The organism is Desulfovibrio piger (assembly GCF_951793255.1).
Lineage (GTDB): Bacteria > Desulfobacterota > Desulfovibrionia > Desulfovibrionales > Desulfovibrionaceae > Desulfovibrio.
The window spans coordinates 220,365-237,185 of the sequence record NZ_OX636706.1; the positions used below are offsets into that span (position 1 = coordinate 220,365).

Annotated in this window: 13 protein-coding genes; 5 read left to right on the plus strand and 8 right to left on the minus strand. The window is 66.0% G+C overall.

What is annotated here, in order from left to right; all coding sequences use genetic code 11:
• Window positions 1-257: 257 nt before the first annotated feature.
• From Q4I12_RS01175 to queD, 4 genes are all read left to right on the plus strand, one after another.
• The gene (locus Q4I12_RS01175; protein WP_302260158.1) at window positions 258-2,018 is read left to right on the plus strand and encodes a hypothetical protein; all 1,761 of its coding nucleotides are present in this window, start codon (window positions 258-260) and stop codon (window positions 2,016-2,018) included.
• Window positions 2,019-2,041: 23 nt separating this feature from the next.
• Window positions 2,042-2,506, plus strand: coding sequence for a type III secretion system chaperone (locus Q4I12_RS01180; protein ID WP_297137992.1), 465 nt, complete (start codon window positions 2,042-2,044; stop codon window positions 2,504-2,506).
• A gap of 372 nt (window positions 2,507-2,878) precedes the next feature.
• Complete coding sequence (gene dnaE / locus Q4I12_RS01185; RefSeq protein WP_302260161.1) at window positions 2,879-6,352, plus strand: DNA polymerase III subunit alpha; 3,474 nt, start codon at window positions 2,879-2,881, stop codon at window positions 6,350-6,352.
• A gap of 211 nt (window positions 6,353-6,563) precedes the next feature.
• Window positions 6,564-6,968: a 6-carboxytetrahydropterin synthase QueD gene (gene queD / locus Q4I12_RS01190; RefSeq protein WP_168935519.1), complete on the plus strand. Its 405-nt coding sequence runs from the start codon at window positions 6,564-6,566 to the stop codon at window positions 6,966-6,968.
• A gap of 659 nt (window positions 6,969-7,627) precedes the next feature.
• Here queD and Q4I12_RS01195 read toward each other — a convergent pair.
• The 3 genes from Q4I12_RS01195 to Q4I12_RS01205 all read right to left on the minus strand — a co-directional run bounded on the left by Q4I12_RS01195 (window position 7,628) and on the right by Q4I12_RS01205 (window position 10,883).
• On the minus strand, window positions 7,628-8,134 hold the full coding sequence (locus tag Q4I12_RS01195; protein ID WP_205906052.1) for a HyaD/HybD family hydrogenase maturation endopeptidase: 507 nt from the start codon (window positions 8,132-8,134) through the stop codon (window positions 7,628-7,630).
• A 97-nt stretch (window positions 8,135-8,231) separates the two neighbouring features.
• Window positions 8,232-9,917: a nickel-dependent hydrogenase large subunit gene (locus tag Q4I12_RS01200; RefSeq protein WP_302260164.1), complete on the minus strand. Its 1,686-nt coding sequence runs from the start codon at window positions 9,915-9,917 to the stop codon at window positions 8,232-8,234.
• Window positions 9,918-9,929: 12 nt separating this feature from the next.
• On the minus strand, window positions 9,930-10,883 hold the full coding sequence (locus Q4I12_RS01205; protein WP_168935517.1) for a hydrogenase small subunit: 954 nt from the start codon (window positions 10,881-10,883) through the stop codon (window positions 9,930-9,932).
• A gap of 702 nt (window positions 10,884-11,585) precedes the next feature.
• Between Q4I12_RS01205 and yedF the strand changes: the two genes are divergently transcribed.
• Window positions 11,586-12,197 (plus strand): sulfurtransferase-like selenium metabolism protein YedF, encoded by a 612-nt coding sequence (yedF, locus tag Q4I12_RS01210; protein WP_302260166.1) that lies wholly within the window; start codon window positions 11,586-11,588, stop codon window positions 12,195-12,197.
• A gap of 422 nt (window positions 12,198-12,619) precedes the next feature.
• On the opposite strand, the gene Q4I12_RS01215 is transcribed toward yedF, so the two are convergent.
• Genes Q4I12_RS01215 through Q4I12_RS01235 form a run of 5 tightly spaced genes read right to left on the minus strand, consistent with a single transcriptional unit; the run spans window position 12,620 to window position 16,593 of the window.
• Window positions 12,620-13,822, minus strand: coding sequence for an aminotransferase class I/II-fold pyridoxal phosphate-dependent enzyme (locus Q4I12_RS01215; protein ID WP_302260168.1), 1,203 nt, complete (start codon window positions 13,820-13,822; stop codon window positions 12,620-12,622).
• Window positions 13,783-14,256, minus strand: a complete 474-nt coding sequence (locus tag Q4I12_RS01220) for a hypothetical protein (RefSeq protein ID WP_302260169.1) — start codon at window positions 14,254-14,256, stop codon at window positions 13,783-13,785. Before Q4I12_RS01220 ends, Q4I12_RS01215 begins: the two co-directional genes overlap by 40 nt.
• Window positions 14,253-15,467 carry a beta-ketoacyl-[acyl-carrier-protein] synthase family protein gene (locus Q4I12_RS01225; protein ID WP_302260171.1) on the minus strand — a complete coding sequence of 405 codons (1,215 nt, stop codon included), beginning with the start codon at window positions 15,465-15,467 and terminating at the stop codon, window positions 14,253-14,255. The genes Q4I12_RS01220 and Q4I12_RS01225 overlap by 4 nt, the downstream gene beginning before the upstream one ends.
• Window positions 15,467-15,865 (minus strand): acyl carrier protein, encoded by a 399-nt coding sequence (locus Q4I12_RS01230; protein ID WP_302260172.1) that lies wholly within the window; start codon window positions 15,863-15,865, stop codon window positions 15,467-15,469. Before Q4I12_RS01230 ends, Q4I12_RS01225 begins: the two co-directional genes overlap by 1 nt.
• Entirely contained in the window at window positions 15,865-16,593 is a 729-nt protein-coding gene (locus Q4I12_RS01235) for an SDR family NAD(P)-dependent oxidoreductase (RefSeq protein ID WP_302260173.1), read from the minus strand. The genes Q4I12_RS01230 and Q4I12_RS01235 overlap by 1 nt, the downstream gene beginning before the upstream one ends.
• Between the last annotated feature and the right edge of the window lie 228 nt (window positions 16,594-16,821).

Here is a 16,821-nt window from a genome sequence, read left to right on the forward strand (position 1 = left end):
AGTCCTTCGGGGCTGCCGTGACACTTTTTGTCCCATGGCGACGCGTCCTGTTCTCCATGCTGGCAACATCGTTGCCAGTCCGGGGCTGTCGTCGCCTGCTCCTGCCGGGCCCGATCGCCTTTGGACGAAGAAAAATGGACACTTCCGGCTTTCCCCTGTAGGCTGAAAGGAACTGGCATGAAGCTTGCTTCATGCAGGACAGCATTTGCCCGTACATCCCGTACCGCACCTATCGACCATTTCCCGGGAGGGATCCCATGCCCCAGATCGATCGCGTCAACGTTGCCACTCTGACCCGACTGGCCGACATAGCCGGCACCCATGACCGTCTTGTCGCCACTGCGGAAGGCGGCATCCAGACTTCCGGCAGGGTCAGCGCCTTCTTCACCGCCAAGGCCACCCACCGCGCCACTGCCGAAGCTTTCCTCGGCGCCATCCGCAACAAGTACGGTGACGGCATCGCCGATGCCCTGGCCCCGCAGCTCAGTGCCATGCGCCAGCAGGGCAAGCCGCTCAAGGCCCGCGTTGCCCGCGACATCCTGGCCCAGGCATCGAACATGTCGCAGGCCCTGGGCCCGGCCAACACCGAGATGGCCCGCCGCTTCCTGCTGGGCAACAACGGCGCGGGCGATACCCGCAATCTGGACCATGCGCTGCAGGACTTCTACGCAAAGAACAACCTCCAGCCCTCCCCGGCCCTGCGCCAGGCCTTTGAGCGGATCATCAACGATATGGCGGCCAACAGCCAGAAGCTGCTTTCCTATCAGGACATGGCCGATGCCGTGACCATGCAGACCCTCCAGTCCCGGCCCGCGGACTACATGCTCTGCGGCATCGATCCGCAGCTGACCCGCGACGCCGCCCTGGATGCCTGCGCCACCCATCTTGGTGTGGACGGCGAACTCAAGGCCCAGCTGGGGCAGCTCATGGACCGCGTGCTGGTGGAAGAAAGCGCGGCGGGACGTCAGGGCACGCCCGCGGACTTCTTCCGCGATCTTTCCACGGCCAACCAGACCTCCCTGCAATGCTTTGCCTTTGCCTGCGGCAAGCCGGGCCTGGGGGACGCCGCGCTTCGTGACGTCATGAGCCTTACCCCCCACCGGCATATGGGCGATATGGCCACTCTGGCCCCCCAGCTGAACGTGGGCGGCGGTATCGCCCTCATCATGGTGGCCATGCAGCGCCTGCCCGAGATACGCACCCGGCAGCCCCAGGGCCCCCTCAGCCGCGAGACCCTGTGGCAGGGCTGCTTCCAGGAGCCTATGCCGCAGGATCTGGCCGCCAAGAGCCAGCGTGATTTCAACAGCGCCATGTATGAAAAGCTCCTGGGCATGTTCCGGGCCCGCACGGAAGATCCCGCGGCCCCCTTCACCGGCATGCTCCTGCTCGGTGCCGGTGTACGCCTGGAAAAGGCCCTGGAAGCCGTCAGCGATGCCGCCGGCTTCGACCTCAAGGACTTCGCCTTCCCGCCCAGCCTGACACCGCTGGCGCGCCTGGGCGACATGGCCAAGGTGGAAGAGGGGATGGCCATGGACCTGAACCGGCGCGGCACGCATAATGCCCTTCCCGGTTACCGGCCCACCATCAGCTTCGGCGGTGTGGGCATCCCGGCGGAGGCAGAGGCCACCGTCCATATCCAGGACATCGCCTACATGACCGACGAGGACAAGAACGATTTCGAGCATGGCCGGCCGTCCACCATGTCGCACAATCTGGCCATCCGGGCCCAGCTGCTCTGCGGCAACAATGACGCGCAGGCACGGCAGGTCCTCCTCAGCATGGGCCAGTCCGGCGCCTTCCTGGTACGCACCCTCAGCCACCTGACCGGCGTGCTGCAGGACGAGCACTCGCCCCTGGACATCGACATCCGCCGCGAGGCCAACGGCGATGTGACCATGCGTTACCACACGCCGCCCCAGTCGCCGCTGGATGCGGACTTCACCTATACCGTCACCCCGGACGGCCAGGGCGTGCTCACGGCCTGCCGCATGCAGGCCCGGCAGCCCCAGGACGCCTGATCCCCTAACAAGGAGCCCCTGCCATGAACCCCGCTTTTTCTTCCCTGCTGGCCGCCCTGGCCCGTGAACTGGATCTGCCCGGCATCGAGACCCGCGACGGCGATTCCTCCTGCCTGCTGGGCATCGATGACTTCGAGGTCAGCCTGCGCTGCCTCTCTACGGACCAGGTCATGATCTTCACCGTGGTGGCCCCCCTGCCCGCGCGCAAACGTGACGAGCTGTATGCCGCGCTGCTGGACGCCAACACCTTCTTCCACCAGACCCAGGGCTTCACCTTGGCCGCCCGCGAGGATACGGGCGTGACCCTGCAGGGCACGCTGCCCCTGGCCGCGCTCACCGATACCAATGTGGGCACCTGGGTGAGCAATTTCGTCAACGTGGCCGAGCACTGGCAGGAACGCTGCCTGGCCTGTGACGACGCCGCTGCCGACGCCCCGGAAGCGCCCGCCGTGGATCCGGCCCTGATGGGCGGCATGCTGCGCATCTAGCCGGCACATCCCGCCTCTGTCATACCCTGCCGCGCCCGAACCCGCCGATACTCCCGCGGCCTGCCTGCAGGGGCAGACTTTTCCCTCCCCATACGAAACGGGGCGACGATCCGCCGATCGCCGCCCCGTTTCCCTTGCCGCATGCGCAGCTCCGCCCTTCGGGAAATACCGGGAAATGCCGTTGCCCTTTCCCGGAACAGGACAGAGCCCAGCCTTGAGGCCCACTCCCGAACCTGCTATACTCTTGCTCCGCCGTGTGCGGGCCCTGCGTCCGTATCCGCTTTCCGGTGCCGGACACGGCCGTCCCGTACCGCCCCGGCCGCACATGGCCTTCTCTTCCCTTCATCGGCCGTCGAGGCCCGGAGTTCCCGCATGTCCGATTTCGTGCATCTGCACTGCCACACCGAATACAGCCTTCTTGACGGCGCCATCCGCGTCAAGGATCTCTGCTCCCGTGCCAAGGATTTCGGCATGCCCGCCTGCGCCATCACCGACCACGGCAACCTGTTCGGCGCGGCCAAATTCTTCCTGACCTGCAAGGACTTCGGCATCAAGCCCATCATCGGCTGCGAGGTCTACGTCTGCCACGACCATCTGGACAAGACCTCCGAGCTGGCCCGCAAGCGCAACCACCTGATCCTGCTCTCGGAAAACATCGAGGGCTATCACAACCTGGTCAAGCTGGTGAGCCGCAGCTACCTGGAGGGCTTCCACTACAAGCCGCGCGTGGACAAGGCCATGCTGCGCCAGTATTCCGAAGGCCTCATCTGCCTTTCGGCCTGCATCGCGGGCGAGATACCGCGCGCCCTCAACGCCGGTGACATGGACGGCGCCATCGCCCTGGCCCGCGAATACGCCGACATCTACCCGGACCGCTTCTATCTGGAGCTGCAGTCCAACAGCCTGCCCGAGCAGGAGATCGCCAACAAGGGCCTGCTGGAGATCGCCGACCATCTCAAGCTGCCCATCGTGGCCACCAACGACTGCCACTACCTCAACGCCGACGACGCCGACGCCCATGAGGTGCTGCTCTGCATCCAGACCCAGACCACCATGGACGACCCCAAGCGCATGCGCTTCGGCACCCATGACCTCTACTACAAGTCCGGCGAGGAGATGGAGGCCGTATTCGGCCATCTGCCCCAGTCCCTGAGCAATACGGCCGAGATCGCCGAGCGCTGCAACGTGGAACTGGACATGGGCCACCATTATTTCCCGGTCTACAAGCTGCCCGAAGGGGCCAGCCTGGATTCCGAGTTCCGCCGTCTGGCCGAGGAGGGTCTGGAACGCCGCCTGGAGAAGCACCCCAACCGCGCCAACATCGACCCGCAGGCCTACCGCGACCGTTTGCAGTACGAGCTCAAGGTCATCCTCGATATGGGCTTCCCCGGCTACTTCCTCATCGTGCAGGAGTTCATCAACTGGGCCAAGGACCACGGCATCCCCGTGGGCCCGGGCCGCGGTTCGGCCGCCGGTTCGCTGGTGGCCTGGTCGCTGCGCATCACCAACCTGGACCCCCTGCCCTACAATCTGCTCTTCGAGCGCTTCCTCAACGCCGAACGCGTCTCCCTGCCCGATATCGACGTGGACTTCTGCGAACGCCGCCGTACCGAGGTCATCCAGCATATGGTGGATACCTACGGCAAGGACAGCGTGGCCCAGATCACCACCTTCGGTACCATGAAGGCCAAGGGCGTTGTGCGTGACGTGGGCCGCGCCCTGGGCATGAGCTTTGCCGAGACCGACCGCATCGCCAAGCTGGTGCCCGACGACCTGAAAATGACCATCAACAAGGCCCTGGAAGCCGAGCCCGACCTCCAGAACCTGTACGATACCGACCCGCAGGTCAAAAAGCTGCTGGATACGGCCCGCCGTCTGGAGGGCCTGTCGCGCCACGCCTCCACCCACGCCGCCGGTCTGGTGGTCTCGCCCCGGCCCATGGACGAGTTCCTGCCCCTCTACACCGGCAAACGCGGCGAACTCGTGACCCAGTTCGACGGCCCCATGACCGAAAAATCCGGTCTGGTGAAGTTCGACTTCCTGGGCCTCAAGACCATGACCCTCATCCAGGACACCCTGGACAACATCACTCTGCAGGGCAAGACGCCGCCCGATCTGGACAACCTGCCCCTCACCGACGCCGCCACCTACGACCTTTACGCCCGCGGCGACACCGACGGCATCTTCCAGGTGGAAAGCTCGGGCATGCGCCAGTACCTGCGCATGCTCAAGCCCTCGTGCTTCGAGGACGTCATCGCCATGCTGGCCCTGTACCGTCCCGGCCCGCTGGGCTCCGGCATGGTGGACGAATTCATCAAGCGCAAGCACGGGCAGGTGCCTGTGGTCTATCCGCACGAGTCCCTCAGCGACTGCCTGCGCGATACCTACGGCGTCATCGTCTATCAGGAACAGGTCATGCAGATCGCCCAGATCATCGCCAGCTACACCCTGGGCGGCGCTGACCTGCTGCGCCGCGCCATGGGCAAGAAAAAACCCGAAGCCATGGCCAAGGAACGCGTCAAGTTCGTGGAGGGCGCGCAGAAGAACGGCGTGGACAAGGCCAAGGCCGACGAGATCTTCGACTTGATGGAAAAGTTTGCGGAATACGGCTTCAACAAGTCGCACTCCGCCGCCTATGCCCAGATCTCCTACTTCACGGCCTACCTCAAGGTACACCATACCGTGGAGTTCATGGCCGCCCTGCTCACCTCGGAAATGAGCAACCAGGAAAAGCTGCTCAAGTACATCTCCTGCTGCAAGGACATGGGCATCGACGTGGTGCAGCCCTCGGTCAATGCCAGCCAGCGCTCCTTCTCGGCCCGCGAGGGCAAGGTCGTCTTCGGTCTGGGCGGCATCAAGAACGTGGGCGACAGCGCCATCACCGAGATCATGGACGCCCGCAAGGACGGCGAGTACGTCTCCCTCTTCGACATGTGCTGCCGCGTGGACCTGCGCAAGGTCACCAAGCGCGTGCTCGAAGCCCTCATCAAGGGCGGCGCCTGCGACTGCTTCGGCGTCTCGCGCGCGGCCCTGCTGGCCGCCCTGGACACGGTGGTCACCCGCGCCCAGAAAAAAGCCAAGGAAAAGAATTCCAACCAGATCTCCCTGCTGGCCATGGCCCCGCAGGTGGAAGCCAAGCCCCAGCCCGGTATCGGCTTCGACTGCCCCGAGTCCGGCATCCCCGAGATGGACGAGGACCAGCGCCTCAAGAACGAAAAAGAGGCCCTGGGCTTCTTCCTCACCAGCCACCCCCTCCAGCCCTTCAGCCGCGAGATGCGCCGCCTGCGCCTGACCACGCTGGAAGACGCCCGCGACCTCTACCCCAAGGCCGAACTGAGTACCGCCGTGCTGGTGGTCAGCCTCAAGGAGGTCATCACCAAGTCCAAGGGCGAGCGCATGGCCTTCGTGGGCGTGGAAGACCTTACCGGCCATGCCGAGGTCACCTTCTTCCCCCGCGCCTATGCCGAGGCCCGCGAGCTGCTCAAGAGCGAACAGCCCCTTTGCCTGCGGGCCACGGTGGACAGTCAGGTGGACGAGAGCCGCGACAGCGACGAGGACGGCGAAGAGACCAGCCGCGAGGTCAAGCTGCTGGGCCAGAGCGTGACCCTGCTTTCCGAGGCCTGCGGCCAGAGCGATACGCCCATCTGCGTGCAGATACCGGCCCACCGCCTGGGCGAGGAGGACATCCTGGCACTCAAGGCCATCCTGGAGGCCCATCCCGGCAATGTGGAGGCCGAAGCCATGGTCCTGCTGGACGGCGTGCGCTGCCACCTTACGCTGGGGCCGCAGTTCCGCGTCAGCCCCGGCCCCGAACTGGACAGGGCCCTGGCCGCCTGGGCCGGGTAAAAACGTTTCCGGGGGGAAGGAACCCCCTTTAGCTGGCGCCCAAAGGGGGTTCCTTCCCCCCGGGCCCCCTATCCTCCCCCAAATGCGCTTTATCCGGCCAGGATATGCGACGGCCAGGGAGAACAGGCCACAGACCTTCCCGAAACGGTATCCCTCCGGGAAAGGATCACGAATGAACCCTGGCTGGCCCGAACCAGCCAAAGGAAAGGATATGTCCAAGAAGATCTGGCGCCTTACGGTGCGTGACGAGATTTCCGCAGGCCATGCCCTGCGCCATTACGAAGGCAAGTGCGAACGTCTGCACGGCCACAATTTCGCCGTGGAACTGACCGTGGAAGGCGACAAACTCACCGAAAATGTGGAGCTGCTGCTGGACTTCAAGGTCCTCAAGCGCGCCCTCAAGGAAGAGCTGGCCGCCCTCGACCATCAGATCATCAATGAGGTGCCGCCCTTCGACCGCCTCAATCCCTCGTCGGAAAACATCTCCCGCCACATCTTCCAGAACGTGGCCCGCCGTCTGGCCGCCGATGAAAGCGCCTGTCATGTGCGCGTCCACAGCGTCAGCGTCAGCGAAAAGGGCGCGCAGACCGCCACCTATCTGGAACTGGACGACTAGTTTTGCCGGTCCGGCTGTCGTCGCCGGGCCTGTTATATGGCGGGGGAGGCAAGAGTCCCTTTTGAAAAAGGGGGGCCTTCCTCCCCCGCCCCCCATCCTTCCCCCGAAAATGTTTCTTCCGGTCGCGCTGGAAGGTCCCTGCCGCTGCCGTGCGGGGAGAGAGATCGCTCCCCAGGCGGAGATGCGTCAGGCGCAAGGCAAGGGACGTCTCAAGACAGCGGCAAGGCGACAGTGCAGACGAACAAGGCTTCTCTTTTCTCTGCCCTGCACTTTCCCCACCCTTCCCTGCGGACGATATGCGCCTGTCAGCGCCATACGTTTTCTGCCACAGCACGCAAAAAGCTCCCTTCTCAGGGAGCTTTTTTCATGCGCTGCCGCTTCCGGACGAAGCGCTCGCAACAAAAGCAGGGCTGGCGGGGTGGCAGGGATTTTCGCCGTCGCGCGGCGACCGCCGTCCGTGCGATACCACGATCGTGTCGTGGTCGCGCACCCGCCGATAACACGCGCGGGGGATGGGATGGGATGGAAGGACGGGGAGCAATGGAGCCCCTCCCGCGCCGGCAGCGACCGCATGGCCGCCGCAGACCATAGCCGTCGCGACGAAGGAAGCTGCGGGCAGCGACAGCCGGGATGAAGGGGCCTTATCCCGGATATACCACTCAGGCCGTTTCTTTCCGGCGGGCCACGATGCCGCGCCGGGCCAGTTCGGCCACCACCTTTTCCGCAAAGACCGGCAGCATGGCCTCGGCCTCGGGCGAAAGGCCCACCTGCATGGTGCGCCAGTCAAAAGGCTGGAGGCCGAAGGCCAGGCATTGCGGACGGCACCCCGCCAGCTCGCAGACCTGCAGGGTCTGGAGCAGATCCGTCTGGTGCATGGAGCCCTGAAAGCTGAGGCTGCGGCTCAGATCCTCGTTTTCCAGCAGATAGACCGTGCCCGGCTCCTTGCCGCCCAGCACCACGTCCAGCACCACCAGCAGGTCGCACTCCTCCAGTTCGGACATGAGCAGAAGCCCCTGGGTGGCACCTTCCTGCAAGCGCACGTTCTCCGGCCAGTAGTAGTTCTTTTCCAGATGGTTCACGGCGGCCACGCCGAAGCCTTCGTCACGCAGCAGGATATTGCCCACGCCCATGATCAGCACGCGGGGAGCGACCACAGTCTCGCTCATGGAGCCTCCTTGGATGGCGGCCGTCCCGGCGGACGGCGCATGAAAAAAGGGGAAGGGCCCCTTGCGGACAGCCCTTCCCCCAGCGAACGGATACGGTTTACAGGACCTTGAACTCGTGCACCTGATTGGTCTCGCCGTCGATGACATGCACGGCGCAGGCGATGCAGGGGTCGAAGGAATGGATGGTGCGCAGGATCTCCACAGGCCGCTTGGGATCGGCCACGGGCGTGCCCACCAGGGCCTGTTCGGCGGCGCTCAGCACATGCTTGGCGTCCCGGGGCCCCAGGTTCCAGGTGGTGGGCACCACCAGCTGGAAGTTGCCGATCTTGCCGTCTTCGATGCGCAGCCAGTGCGACAGGCCGCCGCGCGGGGCATTGACGAAGCCCACGCCGCGCCCTTCCCTGGGCACGCTGCATTCCATGGCGATCTTCTTGTCGCCGCCGGCGATGTTGGCTTCGTATTCGGCCAGCCACTTTTCCACCTGCTGGGCGATGACCAGGGTCTCGACGCCGCGGGCGGCGGTGCGGCCCAGGGTGGAGAACAGGGCTTCCGGCCCCACGCCCAGGGCGGACAGCACCTTGTCCACCGCGGGCTTCACGGCTTCATGGCCCTGGGCATAGGCCACCAGCATCTGGGCCAGCGGGCCGGTCTCCATGGCCAGGCCGTCATAGCGCGGCGCCTTGAGCCAGGAATAGCGGTCCGTATCGCCCATGCGGGTAAAGGCGGGCTTGGTCTCGCCGTCGTAGGGGGCGCGGGCCTCTTCGCCTTCGTACCAGCTGTGGCGCACATGCTCGGCGATCTTGCCGGCATCGAAGGGATGCACGGTATCCAGCTTGCCGTCCAGCAGCACGCCGGGCTTGAGCCAGCGTTTGGTGATATCGCGCTCGCCGCCCACTTCGGGGAATTCACCAAAGGCCATGAAGTTGCAGCAACCGCAGCCCAGCGCGGCCCAGTCCTTGTAGGCACCGGCCACCAGCAGCAGGTCGGGGATGTAGACTTCTTCGATGAATTTGCGGGCCTGCAGGTACAGGTCGCGGAATTCCTTGATGCGCTCGGGCGTCAGGGATTCATAACAGGTCACGCCGCCGGGGATGAGGAACTGGGGATGCGGGTTCTTGGCGCCGAACACGGCCATGGCCTTGGCGGCGCTGACCTGCACGCGCAGGGCTTCCAGATAGTGGGCCGTGGCCACGAGGTTGGCTTCGGGATCAAGATAATAGGCCGGATGCCCGCCCAGGAAATAGGCGTTGGTGAAGGGCCCCAGCTGGCCGCTGTCCACAAAGGCCTTCAGGCGGGCCTGCACGGCCTTGAAGTCATCGGCCGTGGCCTTGCGGGGCGAGATGGACGAGGCCAGCGCCGCGGCCTTGGCCGGATCGGCCTTGAGGGCGGCGGTCACGTCCACGAAGTCCAGGGCGTGCAGGTGGTAGAAGTGCACCATGTGGTCGTGCATGAACAGCAGGCCCAGCACCAGATTGCGGATATAGGTGGCATTGGCGGGCAGGGTCAGGCCCATGGCGTCTTCCAGGGCGCGGGTGGAGGCCAGGGCGTGGGTGTAGGTACACACGCCGCAGGTGCGCTGGGTGAAGTGCTGGGCATCGCGGGGGTCGCGTCCCTTGAGGATCACTTCCAGACCGCGATACAGGGTGCCGCAGCTGCGGGCATCCTTGATGCGGCCGTTTTCCACTTCCACCTCGATGCGCAGGTGGCCTTCGATACGGGTCAGCGGGTCAACGACAATGGGGCCGGAGAAATTGCTCTGGGGCGTTTTCATAACTTGGCTCATGCTGGCAGCTCCCTAGTTCTGGTAAAAAGGCGACAGGTCATCCCAGAAATTGGGCTCGCTGCAACCGATGCAGGGATGTCCGGCCCGCACGGGCCAGTTGGTCTCGTTGAACAGGGCCTTGGGGCAGTTGTTGTAGGTGCTGGGGCCCTTGCAGCCCAGATCGTACAGACACCAGCCCTTGCGCGCTTCCTCGGAATCGAAGGAGGGCGCGAACTCGCCCGCCTCGAAATGGACGCGGCGCTCGCACAGATCGTGCACGGACTGGCCGTAGAACATGAGCGGACGGCCCAGATCGTCGAGCTTGATCTCCTTGTTCTGCAAAAAGGCCACCAGCGTGCCCACCAGATTCAGGGGATTGGGCGGGCAGCCCGGGATATTGATGGCCTTCACGTCCATGCCCAGCCTGGCGAAGCAGTCATTGACGCCCACGGAGCCGGTGGGATTGGGCTTGGCGGCCTGCACGCCGCCGTAAGCGGCACAGGTGCCCATGGTGACCACGGCCTTGGCCTTGGGCAGCACGCGCTTGCACAGGTCCAGCATGGTGTGGCCGCCCACATAGCCGTACTTGCCGTCCATGGCCGTGGGGATGGCGCCTTCCACCACGCAGATGAAGCCTTCAGGATTGCTGATGGCCTGATCCAGCGCGGCCTCGGCGGCTTCGCCCGCGGCGGCCATGATGGTTTCGTGATAATCTAGGGAGATGGTGTCCAGGATCAGGGTGTCGAGGAAGGGTTTGCAGGTGCGCAGCAGGGCCTCGGAACAGCCCGTACATTCAGCGCAGTGCAGGTAGACCACGGAGGCGCGGCGATTGGTCAGCGCCGCGGCCACTTCCGTGGCCATGCTGGGCCCAAGGCCCATGGTCACGGCCACGGCCGTGCAGAATTTCAAAAAATCACGACGGCTGACGCCCTGTTGCGCCAGACGTTCCTCCCCACCTTTTTTGCCCAGACCAACGGCAATACGCATACGTGCCTCCTGTCTGCAGGATGAGATAAACGGGAATGATGAAGACCGCACAAGATGAAATGGAAGGCTCCAGCCACGGAGCCTTCCCCCGACTGCCGTCCACTGCATGAGGTGCATGCCACAGCAAAGGACGACCAAGGCCATGCATGGTCGAATGGGGAGTATGCGGCGAGGGGAAGGAATGGGAGGGATTATGCGTGGGCATGCCATCCATTGCCCGCGCCGCAGCCGGAAATGACGCGAACCCGCGTCTTCAGCCGGCTACTTCACAAACGGACAATGAACATGATGCCTCCTTGTGGCGGAGAATTCCGCCATTGGCAGCCATCCTACCCTGCCACCGGCATCTGGTCAACCACCCCACCGCTTTTCCGGCAGTGGGCAGGGCCTCCCCGACCGCATGACCGCTCGCCGGGGCTGGAAAAAATTTTTCTTTTCCCCCGGCTCCGGCAACGTTTCCGGCCTGCCTGCCCGTCCCCAAAGCAGGCCGGGAAAGCTGCGGCCAACAAACACGTCTGAAAAGCTTGCACGCCACTTGCGGGAAGTCCTCCCTGCCGCCCCCCATCAGGCAACATCAGCCAGTCATGCCGCCCAAACGCGTGACATCCCGCCGGTGTCGCTCCCCTCTCGACCCTGCGTGCCGCATCTGGCATACTGGCGCCACCGTCATGATGCCGGAACGAAACCGTCAGGAGGATATGAATGAAAACCCTGGATTGTCGGGGCCTTGCCTGCCCCCAGCCTGTGATACGCACCCGCGACGCCCTGGAACAGGGACGGCCACAGGAGCTGCTCGTCCTGGTGGACAACGCTGCCGCCAGCGAGAACGTGAGCCACTTTTTGCGCCGCAGCGGCTTTGAAGTCAGCGTCAACCAGCCCGAAAACGCCCTGTGGGAAGTGCACGGCCTGAGCAGCGCCACACAGGTGGAAGCCCCGGAACAGGCCCCGGCCGCCGCTCCGGCAGCGGACACGGAAAGCCGCAAGACCCTGGTCCTCATCACCACCGATACCCTGGGCCGCGGCGATGACGAACTGGGCGCCCGCCTGATGGAAAACTTCCTGGCCAGCCTGCCCGAACTGGGGGCCTCCCTGTGGCGCATCGTACTGCTCAACGGCGGCGTCAAGCTGGCGGCCACGGAGGGCAAATGCCTGGATACCCTGAAGCAGCTGGAAAGCAACGGCGTCAGCATCCTTGTCTGCGGGACCTGCCTGAACTTCTTCAACCTGCTGGAAGCCAAGCAGGTGGGCGAGACCACCAACATGATGGACGTGGTGACCAGCCTTTCCCTGGCCGACAAGGTCATCCGGCCCTGACCGCAACGCCTGCGGGCCGTGCGGGAAAGCACCTTTCCCTGCCCGCGCATGAGGCATAAAAAAAGAGGGACGCTCCACAGCGTTCCTCTTTTTTTACGTCTTGGCCCCTGCAACAGGGCAGGCCATCTGAAAATTTCCCGGCCTCGCCAGTATCTTCCCTCATGGGACGGGCCCTTTCTTCTTCCCTCATATCCGCCGGTCCCGGCCGCGTATCCCCTGCCGCAGACCGCAGCCAGCGAAGCGGCACTTCCCCTCAAAGCCTTCCCCCCTGAAGTCCCTGTACTCCGGTCAGGAGACGATAGCCCTCCCCACAGCGCAACACCGGGGACCTGCGGCCAGACCAGAACAAAAGTTTTCGGAGGATGGAGGGGGTACGGGGGAGGAAGGGCCCCTTTTCCAAAAGGGCCCTTCCTCCCCCGCCCCTATCTCTGGCCTTCCCACAGCCCGGACAGCACTGCAGCCGTGCGGGCCAGCAATTCTTCCGTATGGCGGGCGGTGAGGACGAAACGCAGCAGGGCCTGCCCGCGCGGTACGGTGGGCCAGCGGGCCCCCAGCACCAGCACCCCGCTCTCGGCCAGACGGGCGGCCAGACGGCGGCAGCGCGCCTCATCGCCCACGGGCACGGACAAGATGTGCGCATCGCCCATGACCGGCAGCCCCCGTTCCGTCAGGGCCTGACGGAAAAAGGCCACACGCGCGGCCAGCGTACGCCGTCGCTCCTCAAGGCGCGGCAGCTCCTCCACCAGCGCCAGCATGCAGGCCGCATAGGCGGGCGGCAGGGCCGTGCTGTGCATGATGGCCGAGGCCAAATGCTCGAACAGGGGCGTGAAGCCCCGGGGCAGCAGCAGGAACGCGCCCCACAGGCCCAGCGATTTGCCCAACGTACCCACCACCAGATCGGCCGGGGCCCGGTCACCATCCCGCAGGGCCTGCGCCGCGCACAGGCCGCGTCCGCCGGGACCCAGGGCCCCCAGCGCATGGGCTTCGTCCACACAGAGGAAAAATCCGTACCGACGCCGCAGGGCCGCCATGCGTTCCAGATCGAGGGCCGCGCCGTCCATGCTGTACAGGGACTCGGCCATGACCACGGGCTGCGGCGCGTCCGGCGGCAGGGAGGACAGCAGGCGCTCCAGATGGTCATAGTCCAGATGGTTCCAGGCCCGGATGCGCGCCCCGGCCAGCGGCAGGGCCCGCATGACGCTGGCGTGACAGCGCCTGTCCACAAAGGCCTCCTGCCCCTGCTGGAGCAGGGTGGTCACACAGGCCAGATTGGCCTGATAACCGCTGGGCAGGAACAGACATTCCGCAAAACCGAAGTAGTCGGCCACGGCCCGGCAGGCCTGGTCCACCACATCGCTGCGGCCCCCGGCCAGACGCGAGGCCGACGCCGACGGCGCATGGGCGGCAAAACAGGCAGCCACCCGCGCCTGCCAGTGCGCATCGGCGGCAAGGCCCAGACCGTCGTTGCTCATGAAGGAGATGTACTCCCGGCCGTCCCGGTACAGCAGCGGCCCGGCGGCTCCCCCGGCCATGGCGGCGCTGTCGCGGGCAAGGCCCAGACGGGCATCGGCGCGCAGGCGGTCATTCAGACAGTCATAAAGGCTTCGGCGTTGTGGGACAGACATGAGTACAGCTCCCTGTAGCGGCTCTCCAGCAGTTCACGGGAAAAAGAGGCATCATAGGGCACCAGGCCCACGCGCAGTTCCAGCTCCAGCGGCGGCAGGGGGCCCCCAGGCCCGCAAAGCCCCCGCACGCGCACCAGCGAGGCCGCCACACTGCCGCCCTGTGCCGTCACCCGCACGTCCAGTCGCGCCGTGCCGGACAAGGGCCCGGCAGGCCACGGAGCGCGCTCCACGGACAGCAGGAAGGCATGGCAGGAAAAATCCCGCGCCACACGCTGTTGCAGGGCGGCCGCCTGCGCGGCGGCCTCCAGCACCTGCCAGAAGGGCACGCCCTCACAACGGTGCCAGGCCGTGAGCCCCGGCGGGGACGAATGGGCCCGTGCCGCATCCAGCAAGACGAAGGGCGACGGCGCATCCAGAAAGAAATCCGTGTTCATGGACGCAGATCCACGGCAAGGGCGGCGTTCTGGCCACCGAAGCCGAAATTCTCCAGCAGGCCGCGGGAGGACGGGAAGGGGCGGGGCTCCCGCACGAAGTCGAGACGGGGGGAACAGGGCCGTTCCAGATGGCGCACGGGCGACATCCTGCCGTCACGCCAGGCGGCCAGCGCACAGCACAGCTCCAGCGCCCCGCAGGCCGAGGAACCGTGCCCCAGCCAGGATTTGAAGGCCATGACGGCCGGGCCGCCGGGCACATCGCCCAGCAGGCGCTCCCACAGCAGGCTCTCGGCCTGATCGTTGAGCTGCGTTCCCGTGCCGTGGGCCGAAAGCCAGCCCAGTTCGGCGGCATCGAGGCACGCCTCTTCCAGAGCGCCCCGCACGGCCAGCTCGGCCCAGGTGCCCCGTGCTTCGGGCGCGGTCAGGCTCTCGGCATCCACGGATGCCCCGTAGCCCAGGATCTCCGCATGGACATGGGCGCCCCTGGCCTGCGCCGAGGACAGGCTCTCCATCACGAAGGCCGCGCCGCCCTCACCAGGCACGAAGCCGTCCCGGCCCATGTCGAAGGGACGCGGGCCCGTACCGGGCGCACAAAGACTGAGGGCACGGGCCTTGTGATAGCCCAGCAGTCCGCCCAGCGAAAGGCGGCTGTCCCCGGCCGCGACCAGTACGGCATCGGCCAGACCGAAGCGTATGCGCCGCCAGCCTTCGCCCAGGGCCTGCAGGGCCGAGGCGCAGGCCGCGTTGACGGTCAGGGCCTCGCCATGGCAGCGGGCAAAACGGGCCAGAGCCCCGGCGGCGGTATTGGGCAGCCAGCGCAGCAGCCAGAGCGCGCCCAGCGTCGCGGTGTCCTGCGGCGGCAGGCCCGGTTCACCGGTGACGTCCAGCATGGGGCCCACGGCGGCGATGATCTGCGAACGGACGGGCAGGCCCGCCTCCAGCCCGGCATCACGCAGGGCACGCAGGCCCGAAAGGACAGCCATCCGGCTGCCCCGGTTCAGGTAATGGCGATGCCGCCAGCCTTCGAACTGCTGCCGGGCCCCGTCCTGGCCCCAGTCTTCCGCCGGGCAGACGGAAAGCCCTTCCAGCGCGCCGGAGGCCCGGAAGGCATCACGGCCCTCGCGCAGGCTGCGGGCCACGCTGTCCAGATCATGGCCCAGCGCCGTGCAACAGCCCGCACCGCTGATGACGACCCGCTCAGGCACGGACATCAGGCCCCCTGCCGTGTGGCCTCAAGGGCCTGTTCCACCCAGTGGGCGATGTCGCCCAGGGTCAGGGGCGATTGCAGGGCCATGCCGTCGGCATCCGCATAATAGGCGGCCAGCTGCTTCCGCCGCGCTTCGTCCAGATGGCCGTAATGCTCGCGCAGAAAGGCGGCCGCATCCGGGGCGCCGGCCAGCTGGTAACGCAGGGAACGCAGGAAGGCGCGCTCCTCGTCCACAAAGATATGGAAGGTGGCGCCCAGCTGCACGCTCACTTCCAGCAGGTCGATGGATTCACAGGGCAGATCCTGCATGAGCAGGGTATCGTCGCTCAGGGTCGCGGCATCGCGCTCGAACAGATTGGCCACGATCTCGCGCACCTTGAGGCTGATCTCGTCGTATCGCATCACAGCTCCGGGAGTTTGAGGGCCCCGAGGCCCCCGTCAAGAGTCACCACGCTGCCGTTGATGGCCGCGGCCTCCGCCGACAGCAGGAAGCACAGGCCCGGCAGCACGTCGTCCGGGCCCAGGCAGCGCCCGGCGGGCATGGCACGGGCCACCTGCCCGTGGCGGGAAAGGAATTCGTGCCCGCGTCCGGCATCCAGCCAGCTCAGACGGGCGGAACAGGCGCTGAGGCCGCGTCCGGCCAGCTCCACGCCGAGGCTGCGGTACAGGCCCTCACCGGCCAGCTTGGCCGCGGCGTACCAGCCCTGCCCGGGCGACGGCCGCTGCGCGGCACTGGACGAGACGAAGACACAACGGCCGAAACGGCGGGCCAGCATGGCCCGGCTCACGGCACGCAGGCAGCGGGCCCGCAGGGCGATGTCATCATCCGCCCAGCGCTCTATGGCCTCGGGCGCCGCCATGGCCACCAGCTGTTCGAAACGGGAATGCAGCAGATCCGCCAGATGCCCCACCGGCCGGCCCAGCAGAGTTTCACAACGGGCGGGCAGGGTCTCGGGATCGCCAAGGACAAGGGCGGGCAGGCCGTCCTGCGCACAGCGGGCGCAGCCTGCGTCATCACGGCAGACACAGCAGACCTGCGCCCCTTCGGCGCGCAAGGCCAGCGCCAGAGCACGGCCCAGCTCGCTGCTGCCGCCAAGGATGAGGACAGAACCATGGAACGTCAATCGCATGGCCGCATAGTGAAAAAAAAGCGGCCCGGGCGCAAGGGCCCTGCCGCACACGGCCTGCGCCAGGCCATGGACAGGCCGGGATAAGGCCTGAAGATGCGCCGGGCATGAGGCCCATAGGGCCATCCGGCATCACCTTCACAACAAAACCGGGAGACCGGCAGCCGCGCGTCCGCTCTGCGCAGCGCACGACCCGCCAATGACCGGAAGGAAGTTTTTTGCGGGGAGATG

Bases quoted from the DNA above. Each gene is read 5' to 3' on its own strand.
- Q4I12_RS01200 (WP_302260164.1), bottom strand. From the start codon at position 9,917: ATGAGCCAAGTTATGAAAACGCCCCAGAGCAATTTCTCCGGCCCCATT.
- Q4I12_RS01220 (WP_302260169.1), bottom strand. From the start codon at position 14,256: ATGAACACGGATTTCTTTCTGGATGCGCCGTCGCCCTTCGTCTTGCTG.
- Q4I12_RS01195 (WP_205906052.1), bottom strand. From the start codon at position 8,134: ATGAGCGAGACTGTGGTCGCTCCCCGCGTGCTGATCATGGGCGTGGGC.
- Q4I12_RS01235 (WP_302260173.1), bottom strand. From the start codon at position 16,593: ATGCGATTGACGTTCCATGGTTCTGTCCTCATCCTTGGCGGCAGCAGC.
- yedF (WP_302260166.1), top strand. From the start codon at position 11,586: ATGAAAACCCTGGATTGTCGGGGCCTTGCCTGCCCCCAGCCTGTGATA.
- queD (WP_168935519.1), top strand. From the start codon at position 6,564: ATGTCCAAGAAGATCTGGCGCCTTACGGTGCGTGACGAGATTTCCGCA.
- Q4I12_RS01230 (WP_302260172.1), bottom strand. From the start codon at position 15,865: ATGCGATACGACGAGATCAGCCTCAAGGTGCGCGAGATCGTGGCCAAT.
- dnaE (WP_302260161.1), top strand. From the start codon at position 2,879: ATGTCCGATTTCGTGCATCTGCACTGCCACACCGAATACAGCCTTCTT.
- Q4I12_RS01175 (WP_302260158.1), top strand. From the start codon at position 258: ATGCCCCAGATCGATCGCGTCAACGTTGCCACTCTGACCCGACTGGCC.
- Q4I12_RS01205 (WP_168935517.1), bottom strand. From the start codon at position 10,883: ATGCGTATTGCCGTTGGTCTGGGCAAAAAAGGTGGGGAGGAACGTCTG.
- Q4I12_RS01215 (WP_302260168.1), bottom strand. From the start codon at position 13,822: ATGTCTGTCCCACAACGCCGAAGCCTTTATGACTGTCTGAATGACCGC.
- Q4I12_RS01225 (WP_302260171.1), bottom strand. From the start codon at position 15,467: ATGTCCGTGCCTGAGCGGGTCGTCATCAGCGGTGCGGGCTGTTGCACG.
- Q4I12_RS01180 (WP_297137992.1), top strand. From the start codon at position 2,042: ATGAACCCCGCTTTTTCTTCCCTGCTGGCCGCCCTGGCCCGTGAACTG.